The sequence below is a fragment of the Marinovum sp. PR37 genome, from assembly GCF_028807375.1.
Taxonomy (GTDB): domain Bacteria; phylum Pseudomonadota; class Alphaproteobacteria; order Rhodobacterales; family Rhodobacteraceae; genus Marinovum; species Marinovum algicola.
Window position 1 is genome coordinate 239921 of the sequence record NZ_JARAML010000001.1, and the last position, 12481, is coordinate 252401.

The 12481-nt window shown below is 65.3% G+C and carries 12 protein-coding genes; 3 read left to right on the forward strand and 9 right to left on the reverse strand.

Annotated elements, in window-relative coordinates:
* Positions 1–43: 43 nt before the first annotated feature.
* From PVW49_RS01125 to PVW49_RS01140, 4 genes are read right to left on the reverse strand one after another with little or no spacing between them, the layout of a single operon-like run.
* Positions 44–1105, reverse strand: a complete 1062-nt coding sequence (locus PVW49_RS01125) for a dihydropteroate synthase (RefSeq protein WP_074835751.1) — start codon at positions 1103–1105, stop codon at positions 44–46.
* Positions 1102–1761 carry an HAD family hydrolase gene (locus PVW49_RS01130; RefSeq protein WP_274564549.1) on the reverse strand — a complete coding sequence of 220 codons (660 nt, stop codon included), beginning with the start codon at positions 1759–1761 and terminating at the stop codon, positions 1102–1104. Before PVW49_RS01130 ends, PVW49_RS01125 begins: the two co-directional genes overlap by 4 nt.
* An 8-nt stretch (positions 1762–1769) precedes the next feature.
* Complete coding sequence (locus PVW49_RS01135) at positions 1770–2699, reverse strand: 5,10-methylenetetrahydrofolate reductase (protein ID WP_074835750.1); 930 nt, start codon at positions 2697–2699, stop codon at positions 1770–1772.
* 44 nt (positions 2700–2743) lie between these two features.
* Complete coding sequence (locus PVW49_RS01140) at positions 2744–3049, reverse strand: virulence factor (RefSeq protein WP_048531921.1); 306 nt, start codon at positions 3047–3049, stop codon at positions 2744–2746.
* A gap of 299 nt (positions 3050–3348) precedes the next feature.
* On the opposite strand from PVW49_RS01140, the gene PVW49_RS01145 reads away from it, so the two are divergent.
* Positions 3349–4461, forward strand: coding sequence for a Ppx/GppA phosphatase family protein (locus tag PVW49_RS01145; RefSeq protein ID WP_048531920.1), 1113 nt, complete (start codon positions 3349–3351; stop codon positions 4459–4461).
* Positions 4462–4574: 113 nt separating this feature from the next.
* Positions 4575–5312 (forward strand): RlmE family RNA methyltransferase, encoded by a 738-nt coding sequence (locus PVW49_RS01150; RefSeq protein WP_048531919.1) that lies wholly within the window; start codon positions 4575–4577, stop codon positions 5310–5312.
* Positions 5313–5709: 397 nt separating this feature from the next.
* Here PVW49_RS01150 and PVW49_RS01155 read toward each other — a convergent pair whose 3' ends face one another.
* The 3 genes from PVW49_RS01155 to PVW49_RS01165 form a co-directional block, all read right to left on the reverse strand.
* Positions 5710–6924 (reverse strand): NADP-dependent isocitrate dehydrogenase, encoded by a 1215-nt coding sequence (locus PVW49_RS01155; RefSeq protein ID WP_074835748.1) that lies wholly within the window; start codon positions 6922–6924, stop codon positions 5710–5712.
* A gap of 102 nt (positions 6925–7026) precedes the next feature.
* On the reverse strand, positions 7027–7662 hold the full coding sequence (locus tag PVW49_RS01160; RefSeq protein ID WP_048531917.1) for a DsbA family oxidoreductase: 636 nt from the start codon (positions 7660–7662) through the stop codon (positions 7027–7029).
* Between the two features lie 110 nt (positions 7663–7772).
* Positions 7773–9293, reverse strand: coding sequence for a class I adenylate-forming enzyme family protein (locus PVW49_RS01165; RefSeq protein WP_274589694.1), 1521 nt, complete (start codon positions 9291–9293; stop codon positions 7773–7775).
* 65 nt (positions 9294–9358) lie between these two features.
* Here PVW49_RS01165 and PVW49_RS01170 point away from each other — a divergent pair, with 65 nt between their 5' ends.
* Positions 9359–9985 (forward strand): helix-turn-helix domain-containing protein, encoded by a 627-nt coding sequence (locus PVW49_RS01170; RefSeq protein WP_048531916.1) that lies wholly within the window; start codon positions 9359–9361, stop codon positions 9983–9985.
* Between the two features lie 54 nt (positions 9986–10039).
* On the opposite strand, the gene PVW49_RS01175 is transcribed toward PVW49_RS01170, so the two are convergent.
* The gene (locus tag PVW49_RS01175; protein WP_274589695.1) at positions 10040–10273 is read right to left on the reverse strand and encodes a hypothetical protein; all 234 of its coding nucleotides are present in this window, start codon (positions 10271–10273) and stop codon (positions 10040–10042) included.
* A gap of 261 nt (positions 10274–10534) precedes the next feature.
* On the reverse strand, positions 10535–12352 hold the full coding sequence (locus PVW49_RS01180; protein WP_371398862.1) for an extracellular solute-binding protein: 1818 nt from the start codon (positions 12350–12352) through the stop codon (positions 10535–10537).
* Between the last annotated feature and the right edge of the window lie 129 nt (positions 12353–12481).

A 12481-nucleotide genomic window follows, 5' to 3' on the forward strand; every position in this document is an offset into this window, starting at 1 on the left:
AAATACCTCGGGGAGCGCGAGGGGCTGGCCCCTCGCTCCGCCCTCAGGCCCGGCGCCGGCGGCCGCCGCTGCGGCCGGCCCGGCCGCGGCCTTCCTGACCGGCTTTCGGCGCCACCTTGTTGAACGCGATCCAGGCGCCGCCATGGGCGTCGTTGTCGGTCAGCAGGTTGGCGGCGCGAATGGCCTCCATCTCCTTGCCGGGGCGCACCTTGGTCGAGCCGAGGCCAAAGAGCGTCACGAAGGTCTCGTCGTCCATCCCCTCGGGCAGAACGAGTCCGGCGGCAGCCACTTCCGCCTTCTTTTCGGCGATCCTGGCCTGGGTTACCGGCATCTGGACCGGGTTCATGATGGCGCTGGTCATGCCGGCGCCCATGGCCATCGGCAGGAAGGCGTTGTTGATGCCGTGCCGGTTGGGCAGGCCGAACGAGATGTTCGAGGCGCCGCAGGTGGTGTTGACCCCCAGTTCGTCGCGCAGCCGGCGGACCAGGGTAAAGACCTGTTTGCCGGCGGTCGCCATCGCGCCGATCGGCATTACCAGCGGGTCGACCACGATGTCATGCGCCGGAATGCCGAAATCGGCGGCGCGTTCGACGATCTTCCTGGCGACCGCAAAGCGCACGTCGGGATCCTCGGAAATGCCGGTGTCGTCGTTCGAGATCGCCACTACCGGCACGTTGTATTTCTTGACCAGCGGCAGCACCAGCTCCAGCCGCTCCTCCTCGCCGGTGACCGAGTTCAGCAGCGGCCGACCTTCGGCGGCGGCCAGTCCGGCCTCGAGCGCGCCCGGCACCGAGCTGTCGATACAGAGCGGCACGTCGACGAGGCCCTGCACCAGCTCGATGATCTTGGTCATCAGCGGCGGCTCGGTCTCGTTCGGGTTGGGGTTGGAGTTGTAGACCACCCCGGCGTTGATATCCAGGATATTGGCCCCGGCGGCGACCTGCGCCAGCGCGTCGGTCTCGACGGTCGAGAAATCGCCGGCCTCCAGCTCGGCGGCCAGCTTCTTGCGGCCGGTGGGGTTGATCCGTTCGCCAATGACGCAGAACGGCTCGTCAAAGCCCAAGACGGCGGTTTTGGTTTTCGACTCGACGATGGTGCGCGTCATGCGGCTACTCCTTTGAAGCGCTTCAGGACATCTGACAGCGCGGGATCGGTGAAATCTTGCAGGGTGACATGCGCCCCGGCCTGGCGCAGGCTGTGGTCGTCCAGACCCGAACGGATGCCCACGGTATAGGCCCCCGAGCTGCGCGCCGCGCGGGTGCCCGAGGGGCTGTCTTCGAAGGCCACCGCCTGATCGGGGGTGACGCCCAGCTGGCGCATGGCCTCCTGATAGGGATAGGGATCGGGTTTGCCCCTGGGGCATTCCTCGCCGATCACGATCACCTCGAAATGCTGGCGCAGCCCGATCGCGCCCAGCATCGCTTCGGCATTGAGCCGCATGGCATTGGTGACGATGGCGCGCGGCCAATCCTCGGCCACCGCCTGCGCCACCAGCGCCTCGACCCCCGGCATGGCCGGATAGGGCCGCGGCAGGCGCGCGCGGAACTGCGCTTCCTTCCAGTCCGACAGGCCCTGGTGGTCGGGCTCGTCGGGCAGGAATTCGGCATAGATATCGACGTTCAGGCGGCCGTGCATATGTGTCATGTATTCCGCGTCCGCCAGCTCCATGCCACGCGCTGCCCACATCTCCTTGTAGACCTGAAGATGGATCGGATCCGAATTGAGCATCGTTCCGTCGAGATCGAAAAGCAACGCGGGCATGTCTGTCCTCAGGTCTGGCTGGCGGGGCGGGTGGCCGCGCCGCCGTGGTCGATGGCCCAGGTGGCATTGGCCTTGATCCCGCCCAGCGGGAAGAAATGCACCTGTTCGATGTTGAATTCCGGGTGGCGGGCCTTGTGCAGCGCCAGCTCGGTGACGACGTCGGTGGGCTCATAAGGCAGCAGCAGCTTGGAGACATCCATCGCCCGCTTTTGCAGCACTTTCAGCGACGGGCCGACACCGCAGGCGATGGCGAACTTGATCAGGGTTTGCAGCTTGGCCGGGCCGGCGATGCCGATGTGGATCGGCAGGGTGATGCCGGCCTCGCGCAGCGCGTCGGCCCAGGCGATGATCGGCCCGGCCTCGAAGGCGAACTGGGTGGCGAGCGCCATTTCGGCGTCGGTGGTCTCGTTGAACTTGTTCTTCCAGCGCAGCGCCGCATCGACATTGGCCGAGCCGCCGTCGGGATCGATGTCGCGGTTGCCCTCGGGGTGGCCGGCGACATGCAGACGCTTGAAGCCCGCCTTGTCGAAGAGACCGGTTTCCAAGAGCTGGATCGAGCTGTCGAAGTCACCGACCGGCGTCGTGACGCCCCCGGCCAGCAGCAGCGCCTGGTCGACGCCGGCCTCGCCGCGGTACATGGCCAGCCAGTTTTCCAGCGTGGCGCGGTCCTTGATGATGCGCGCCGGGAAATGCGGCATCACCGGATAGCCCTCGTCGGCCAGCCGGCGGGCGGTGGCAACCATGTCCTCGATCAGGGTGCCGTCGATATGGGCGATATAGACCCGGGTGCCCGGTGCCAGCAGGTCGCGAAAGCTCTCGACCTTTTCGGCGGTGCGGGGCATCACCTCGATGGAATAGCCTTGCAGAAAGGCCTCGACCTCGGCGGCGGCCGGACGATCTGGCGCTGTGTCGCGCTTCTTGAAACTGAGCAGGGCCATCGCGGCCTCCCATAGCTTGTGTGGCGTCATCGGGTCGGGCCGCCTTAGCCGGCAGTTGCCCATCCGTCGTTGGCAATGAGAGCCTTGATCCTGTCACGATCATACTCCGCCTCGAGCCGCGCCGCTTCCTGCGCGGCCACCTCCGAGGCATCGCCCTCAACCGGATAGGGGGCGGCCTTGCGCCATTCGGCCAGATAATCATCCGTGCCGTCGGCGCCAACCTTCATTGCAGCCCTGTCGATGGCTTGTTCGAACCGCTCCGGCAGCTGGACCTTGGCAGCCCGGCGACCCTTGCCGACGATGACCTGCGCCGGAATATCCCGCCAATAGACCACTGTCACATCAACCATGCGATTCCCCTTCTCCGATGGACCCTGAATAGATCAGGGGGGCCGGGTGCCACGTCTCAATTTCGACAATTGACCGCGTCCGAGCGACGCCGGATGCGCCCGAACTCTGGATAAAGGCAGGAGGCGCCAAGGGAAACCCTGAAGCCCGCTCATAATACTCATGCAGATGATGAGCCGGGCTCAATGCCGATTTCCCGGGCGAGAGGCCGCCTTGTTGACGATCGCATGACAGGGTGGCTTGCGCGAAGCCGGGCGCGCGCCTATCCTCGGAAGCAACACGATACTCGGAGGGCGTTAAGATGGCGCCCAGGCGTCCCAAGGGTGCGGGCGCATTCCCGAAACCGGTCGAGAGCCCCGCGCCGAAACCGCCCAATCCGGACGAGCTTTATGCCGCCCTGGATCTGGGCACGAATAGCTGCCGCATGCTGATTGCCCAACCCAAGGGCAGTCAGTTTCATGTGGTGGACAGCTTCTCCAAGTCGGTGCAGCTGGGATCGGGGCTGGAACGCTCCGGGCGGCTGAGCCGCGCCTCGATGGGGCGCACGGTTCAGGCGATGCGAATCTGCGGCCAGAAGCTGCGCCGCCACAAGGTGACGCGCATGCGGCTGGTGGCGACGGAGGCCTGTCGGCGGGCCAAGAACGCCCGCGACCTGGTGAAATTCGTCCGCCGCGAGACCGGGCTGCAACTCGACATCATCGAGCCGGAGGAAGAGGCGCGGCTGGCGGTGATCTCCTGCGCGCCCCTGGTCTCGACCAAAACCGAGCAATTGCTCGTGGTGGATATCGGCGGCGGCTCGACCGAGCTGGTCTGGATCGATCTCTCGACCGTGCCCAACCATGACCGGCCGCGGGCGATCATGCGGCTGCACGCCGGCTTTCACAATGCCGACAGCCCGTTTCCGGTGGCCCGGGTGGTGGACTGGATCTCGGTGCCGCTCGGCGTGGCGACGCTGCGCGACCAGTTCAACGACGTGCAGGACGATGCCGCGCGGTATGCGCTGATGTCGTGGTTCTTCGAGGAGAACCTGGCCGATTTCGCGCCTTACAAGGACGAACAGGCGCGCGAGGGGTTCCAGATCGTCGGCACCAGCGGCACCGTGACCACGGTGGCGGCCTCGCATCTCGGGCTGAAGCGCTATGACCGGACCAAGGTGGACGGGCTGCGGATGACCTCCGACCAGATCGACAAGGTGATCAACCGCTATCTCGAGCTTGGCCCCGAGGGCCGGCGGCGCGATCCGCGGATCGGCCAGGACCGGCAGGCGCTGATCATGTCGGGCGCGGCGATCCTTCAGGCGCTGCTGCGGAGCTGGCCGACCGACCGGCTCTCGGTGGCGGACCGGGGGCTGCGCGAGGGACTGCTTTATGCGCAGATGTCGGCCGACGGGGTGCTCGAGGACGGGCCGTTCTGAGGCCGGCGCTTTGACAATGGCTGCTGCGCAGGCTTAATGAGCCCTTCGGGCCGGAATGGGGGCTCTGCCCCCAAACCCCCGGCGGTATTTGTGAAGAAAAGAAGTGCTGGACCATGGCGAAGACACCGAGCGGCAAGAACACCTCCGGGCGCGGGCAGCGCGACCTCAAGGTCAAGGTCAAGACCGCGCGGGGGCGCAAGCTGTCCTCGACGCGGTGGTTGCAGCGGCAGTTGAACGATCCCTATGTCAAACGGGCCCAGGCCGAGGGCTATCGCGGCCGCGCGGCCTTCAAGATCCTCGAGCTGGACGAGAAGTTCCGCTTTCTGGTGCCGGGGGCGCGGGTGGTGGACCTGGGCTGTGCACCGGGCGGCTGGTGCCAGGTGGCGGTAAAACGGGTCAATGCGCTTGGCGAGAAAAGCGGCAAAGCGGTGGGGTCGGTGCTGGGGATCGATCTCCAGGAGGTCGAGCCGATTGCCGGGGCCGAGATCCATCAGCTCGATTTCCTCGAGGATGACGCTGACGAGAAGGTGAAGACCTGGCTGGGCGGCGCGGCGGATGTGGTGATGTCGGACATGGCGGCGGCCTCCTCGGGGCACAAGCAGACCGACCACTTGCGGATCATGATGCTCTGCGAGACGGCGGCGCATTTTGCCTTTGACGTGCTGGAAGACGGCGGAACCTTTGTCGCCAAGGTGCTGGCCGGCGGGGCCGAGGGCGATCTTCAGAAGCTGTTGAAGCAGAATTTCACCAAGGTGGCGCATGTCAAACCGCCGAGCTCGCGATCGGATTCCTCGGAGAAATTCGTGGTGGCGATGGGCTATCGGGGGGGCAGGGCCGCGCCGGAGGCGTGAGGGCCGACGCCCGTGTGGTGCGGGACCGAGACGGGAACGAGAAAGGCCGGCCCGGATGTGAGAGCGGGGCCGGCCTTTGGGCGAAACGCTTGAGAGGGCCTCAGCCGTCCAGCGGAATTGTGATCCGGGGGGAAGAGGCCGCCGTCTCCAGCTCTGGGCGGCCGCGGGTGGGGGCCTGCGCCGGGGGCGTCTTCCACTTTCATTCGATGGGGACATGAGTAAGCCCAAGCCGCTGTTTTGACAACTTCCATCTCGAAAAACGACGCATTTTCAGCAAATTGCAGCGGCTCTTTTGCCTGGTCGGAACCATTCTGCGCGGCCTTGGGGGATTGCGCGCTCCGGCGAAACAATGCCGCGCCCGATTGCGGCGGAAATCGGGCGCGGCGATTCGCCGAGCCTACCCCTTGAGCGCGCGGTCGAGGTTCTGATCGATCTTTTCGAGGAAGCCCATGGTGGTGAGCCACTTCTGATCGGGGCCGACCAGCAGTGCCAGATCCTTGGTCATATGGCCGGATTCCACGGTTTCGACGATCACCCGCTCGAGCGTTTCGGCAAAGGCCCGGAGGGCCACGTTTTCATCCAGCTTGGCGCGGTGTTTCAGCGCGCCGGTCCAGGCGTAGATCGAGGCGATGGAATTGGTCGAGGTGGCCTCGCCCTTCTGGTGCTGGCGGTAGTGGCGGGTGACGGTGCCATGGGCCGCCTCGGCCTCGACCGTCCTGCCATCGGGCGTCATCAGGATCGAGGTCATCAGCCCCAGCGAGCCGAAGCCCTGGGCCACGGTGTCGGATTGCACGTCGCCGTCGTAATTCTTGCAGGCCCAGACGAAGCCGCCCGACCATTTCAGCGCGCTGGCCACCATGTCGTCGATCAGCCGGTGTTCGTACCAGATGCCGGCGGCCTTGAACCTGGCGGCGAATTCATCCTCGTAGACCTCTTCGAAGATGTCCTTGAAGCGGCCGTCATAGACCTTGAGGATGGTGTTCTTGGTCGAGAGATAGACCGGCCAGCCGAGGTTGAGCCCGTAATTCAATGACGCGCGGGCGAAATCGCGGATCGACGCGTCGAGGTTGTACATGCCCATGGCGACGCCGGCGGCGGGGGCGTCAAATACCTCTTTTTCGATCACCGTGCCATCGGCGCCTTCGTATTTCAGGGTAATCCTGCCGGGGCCGGGATAGTGGAAATCGGTGGCCTTGTACTGATCGCCGAAGGCGTGGCGGCCGACGACGATCGGCTGGGTCCAGCCCGGCACCAGGCGCGGCACGTTGCGGCAGATGATCGGCGCCCGGAACACCACGCCGCCCAGAATGTTGCGGATGGTGCCATTGGGCGAGGGGTACATGCGTTTCAGGCCGAATTCCTCGACCCGCGCTTCATCCGGCGTGATGGTGGCGCATTTGACGCCGACGCCGATCTCCTTGATCTTTTCGGCGGCGTCGAAGGTCACCTTGTCGTCGGTGCGGTCGCGCTCCTCGATACCGAGATCGTAATACAGCAGGTCGATATCGAGATAGGGCTCGATCAGCTTTTTCTTGATGAAATCCCACATGATGCGGGTCATCTCGTCGCCATCGAGCTCGACGATGGGGGTGTCTACCTTGATCCGGGTCATCGGGGCCTCTTTTGATAGGTCGGTTCGAACACTGGATATAGTGCTAGAGCAAACCGCGTCTCAAAAGAAGCCCTGTATGCAAATGTATACCGACTGTGGCGCTCAGGCGGACTTTTCGCGAATTTCCGCGATCACCTTTGCCCAAAGTTCGGGCGGTTGCGCGCCGGGCACCGCATGTTTGCCATCGACGATGAAGGTCGGCACGCTGGTTACGCCCATGTCGCGGGCGGCGGCGTCGCGGTCGCGGATGTCCTGGGCGTCGCTGTCGCTTTGCAGCAGGCGCAGGATCACCGAGGCGTCGATCTCGAGCCCGTCGGCGATATCGGCCAGGGTGTCATGATCGCCGATGTCGCGGCCCTCGACGAAATAGGCCTTGAACAGGGCCGAGACCGCGGCGGTCTGCTTGCCCTCGATGCCGGCCCAGTGGATCAGCCGGTGCGCGTCGAGCGTATTGGGCGTGCGGGTGATCTTGTCGAGATGGAGTTCCAGCCCGGCGGTCTCGGCATGTTCATGCACCGGCAGATAGGCCTGGATCGCGGCCTCCTTGCCGCCGAACTTGCCTTCGAGATAGGCGCGGCGGTCCATGCCGTCGGCGGGCATCTCGGGGTTGAGCTGGAAGGGGTGCCATTCGATGGTAAAGGGGTGATCGGGGGCCGCCGCCAGGGCGCGATCGAGGTAGGATTTGCCGATGTAGCACCACGGACAGATCGGGTCTGAGAGGATATCGAGCTTGACCATGGAACAGGCACCTTTGTTGCGGAATTCCCGGGCATGTAACAGGATGTTGCCGGAATGGCGAGGGGGGAGGTCCCGGCGGGGGCCGGGACGCGGGCCGCGCCGGGGCCCCGTCAGGTGGTGAACCACTGGCGCAGTGCGCGGCGCGACAGCTTGCCGTTGGGGCCGGTGGGCAGGCGGTCCAGCCGGCGGAACAGCCGGGGCTGTTTGTAGCGGGCAAGCTGCGCCTCGGCGCGGCGGGTCAGCGCTTCGGTCAGATCGGTTTCGGCGGTGTAGAAGGCGGCGATGACGCGGGTGTCGGCCTTGATCTCGACATCGGTGACGGCGAGGCCGGTCAGGCCGGGCACATCGTGCAGCGCCTGTTCCACCTCCTGCGGCGAGACGCGGAAACCGCCGGCGTTCATCATGTCGTCGGCGCGGCCGAGATAGGCGATCTGGCCGTCGCTCTCCATCCGCCCGAGGTCGCCGGTATGGAACCAGCCGTCATAACGCCGGGCGGCGGTGGCCTCGGGGGCGCCGAGGTATTCCAGCATCAGCCCGGGATCGCTGTCGGCAATGCAGATCTCGCCCGGTTCTCCCAGTGGCACCGGGCCATCCCCGTCGCAAAGCGCGATGCGGCGGCCGGGCTGGGGCCTGCCCAGCAGCCCGGGGCGCGCGGGCGTGGCCGGGCTGGAGGATATGAAGGTCGAACATTCCGACATGCCGTAGGCCTCGTAGATCTCGGTTCCGGTTTCGGCCCGCCAGGTGCCGCGCAGGGTCTCGGGCAGCTTTTCACCGGCCGAGAGCGCATGCCGCAGCCTGGGCAGCGGCGGCAGCGGGCGCGAAAGCAGCTTGCGGAAGATGCCGGGGGCCGCGGCGAAGAGCGTGGCGTCGTGGCGTTTCAGCAGGAGCGGCAGCATCGCCGGATCGGAGCCGCGCGCCGGGATCAGCGCCGTGGCCCCGGCGGCCCAGGGGTCGAGCAGGCCGGTGCCGAGGGTGAAGGTCCAGTTGAAGGCACCGGCGTGGCAGAGCCGGTCGCTGGCGCGCAGATCGTACCAGCCCGCCACCATCATCTGCCGCGCCCAGACCGCGCGATGCGCGTGCACCACCGCGCGCGGCACGCCGGAGGTGCCGGAGGTAAAGACGATATAGGCCGGGCGGTCGGGGGCCCCCAGGGCGAAATCCGCTGGCGGCAGGGTGGCCATTTCGTGCAGTGCGGCGGCGGGCAGCAGCGGCACGTCGGTCTCGGCGCAGGCCACCGCCGGGTCACGCAGGATGAGCGCCGGAGAGAGGATGTCGATGATTCGCGCGGTCTCGGGGTCGGAGAGCTGGGCCGAGGTCGGCACCGGGATCAGCCCGGCGGCAATGCAGCCGAGGAAGGCCAGCGGGAAATCCGGGGTATTGCCCAGCCGCATCAGCACCCGGTCGCCCGGGGTCAGCCCGCGCTGCAAGAGCCCGGTGGCGATACCGCGCACCGCACCCTCGAGCCGGGCATAGCTCCAGCGTTCGGCCCGTGACGGACCGAGCAGGGCAAGCGCGATCTTGTCGGGCTGGGCGCTGGCATGGCGCAGCACGAAACCGGCCAGGTTGAAGGGCGCGGGGCAGGGCGGCGGCGGGCCCTGATCGAACAGGCTGGATGCATCGGGCGTCATCATGGCGCAAGGCCTAGGTAAGCGCAGGCAGAGTTGCAAGCGCGGCCAAGCCTGCCTATAGCATTTGCATGACGAAAGAAGACAATGCGCAGTTGATCCGCGTCGCCCGTGACAAGACAGGCGAGCCGATCCATACCGAGCCGCTCGATCTGGGCGAGCGTGTGCGCGAGCTGCGCAAGGGCCACGGCTGGACGCTGGAACAGGCCGCCAAGAAGGCGGGCCTGGCGCGGTCGACGCTGTCCAAGATCGAAAACGGCCAGATGTCGCCCACCTATGACGCGCTCAAGAAGCTGGCGCAGGGGCTGGGCATCACGGTGCCGCAGCTCTTTACTCAGCCGCAGAACGAAAAGGTCAACGGCCGGATGTCGGTCACCCGTTCGGGCGAGGGCGCGGCACATGCCACGACCACCTATGAGCATGCGCTGCTGGCCGAAGGGCTGACCAAGAAACAGATGCTGCCGTATCGCGCCCGCATCCGGGCCCGCGACCTGGCGGAATTCGACGGCTGGGTGCGCCATGACGGCGAAGAGTTTCTGTATGTGCTGACCGGGGCGATCAAGCTGTACACCGAATTCTACGAGCCGATCGAGATGCGCCGCGGCGACAGCGCCTATTACGATGCCACCATGGGCCACAACGTCATCTCCGTCAGCCAGGATGACGCAACCATCCTCTGGGTGACATCGCTGGCGTGACAGGTTGGCCGGAGCGGAAGGTCAGAGACCGGAGCGGGCCGTCAGAGCGCGGGCTCAGCCGGCCTCGAGTTCGCTGGCCTGGCGGGCGAGGCTCTGGACATAGGCCCAGTCGCGCAGTTCCTCTTCGGCCTCAAGCTCGGTCAGGTCGTGCTGATGCGCCAGATGCGCGGCAAGCACGTCACGACGCACCGGCTCGTCGCCGAACTTCTGTTCGTCGATGCGCGGAAAGCGGGACTTCAGCCGTTTGAAGCTGACGGTCCAGTTCGTGCTTATATCGTTCCAGTCCATAATGGCGCCCTATGTCAAGATCGCCCCTCGCTGAACGGACCTTAGCATGTCGCGGCAACGCCTCAAGCGTCATTGTCGGAAAATTCGAATATAAACCGGAAAGGGCGGCGGCGCGTGGCGCCACCGCCATGGTTTCGTAGGTCAGAGCAGGGTATCGACCACCGCGTCGGCGGCGTTGACCGGCGCCTTGATGACCGCCTTGACCGGGCCGCAGGCGACAAGCGTGCCGCATGCGACAATCAGGAGAATGCAACGCAATGATCAGTCCTCTTCATACCACCAGACGTCAGGCTGCCAGCCGATCCAGTCGCCGTACATCGGGATGTGCGCGGGGTACTTGAGTTCCTTTACATGTGCAATCCGGCTGATGTTGAACTGATAGATCGGGATCACATAGCGCCCGGTGGTCAGCACCCGGTCAAGCGCCCGCACCGAGGCGAGGAATTGCTCGCGGCTTTCGGAATTGACCAGCTTGTCGATCATCGCCTCGGCCGCCGGCGAATTCATCCCCATCCAGTTCTTGGTGCCCGGCGCCTCGACGCCCTCGCTGCCCCAGTAGAGGCGCTGCTCGTTGCCCGGGCTGAGCGAAACGCCGACCCGGTAATAGGTCATGTCGAAGTCGTAGTTGTTGGTGCGGTCCTTGTACTGCGCGCTGTCGACCATCGTGACCGTCGGGCTGATGCCCAGCCGTTCGAGCGCCTGGGTATAGAGGTCGATCATCGATTGCTCTTCGGTCGCGCCCTGGCTGAGCAGGATTTCGAAGCGGAAGGGCTGGCCTTCGGCGTTCTTCATCACGCCGTCCTGTACCGTCCAGCCAGCCTGTTCCAGCAAGTCCATCGCCTTGGCGATGTTCTTGCGGTTGCGGGCCGAGCCATCGGCCTGGGGCAGGGTGTATCCTTCGAGCGCGCCGGGCAGCAGCTCGTCCTCGAACGGCTCGAGAAACTCGGCCACCAGCCCCTCGGCCGGGCCGTCCCGCATCGCCAGCACCGAATTCGAGTAATACGAGGTGATGCGCGGCTGTTCGCCGCCGGTGAGCGTCTCGTTAATGTATTCGAAGTTGAAGGCATGGATCAGCGCGTCGCGGACCCGCCAGTCCTGAAAGATCTCGCGGCGGGTGTTCATCACGAAACCGGTGATGCCCGAGGGCCGCTGATGCGGGATCACCGATTTGATCACATCGCCGCGTTCGACGGCGGGGAATTCATACTGCGTCTCCCATTTGCCGCCGTTGAATTCGCGGTTGGTGGTGACCTCGCCGGCCTTGAAGGCCTCGAAGGCGACCGAGCCGTCGCCGTAGAACTCCATGCGGATCTCGTCGATCACGTTGGTGCCGCGGCGGAAGGGCAGTTCCTTGCCCCAATACTCGGGGTTGCGCTTGAGCGAGACGAAGCGGCCAGCCTCGAAATCCTCGATCACGTAAGGCGCGGTCGAGACCGGGATATTGTCGAGCCCGGAGCGGGTGAAATCCTTGTCCTGCCATTGCGCCTTTTTCAGGATCGGCCGCATGCCGACCAGCAGCGCCAGTTCCCGGTCCTCTTCAGCGAAGGTAAAGCGGATCTTGCGCGGACCGGTCTGCTCCATGGTCTCGATCTTGTTCCACAGCCCGTGGTAACGCGGGTGGCCCACGGTGCCGAGCGTCTCGTAAGACCACATCACGTCTTCGACAGTGACCGGGCTGCCATCCGAGAACCGCGCCTCTTCGCGCAGGGTGAATTCCGCCCAGCCTCGATTCGGCCCGACCTCTATCGATTCGGCCAAAAGCCCGTAGAGCGAGAAGGGTTCATCCCAGCTCCGGCCCATCAGGCTCTCGTAGGCCAGAAACCGCAACTGCCAAGGAACCGAGCCCTTGGCGATATGCGGATTGAGGCTGTCGAAGCCGCCGGTCTCGCCGGTGACGATACGCCCGCCGGTGGGCGCATCGGGATTGGCATAGGGCAGATGCTCAAAATCTGGGGGAAGGGCCGGGTCTCCGTACATAGCTATGCCATGCTGAGGCGCGGCCCAGGCGAATCCGGCGACGGACATCAGTGCCGCTGCGGCACCCGCGGCGGCGAGGTGACGGAAAAAAACTGGACGCATTTTGGCAACAATCTCCCGCATGCCTTATATTATTGGCCTCGGACCGTAACGGGGGATTTATGCCTTTTCAAACTTTTAGCTTGGATACCGGCGCGAGATTGCTTATAAAGGGGGCACTGCTCGATAGGT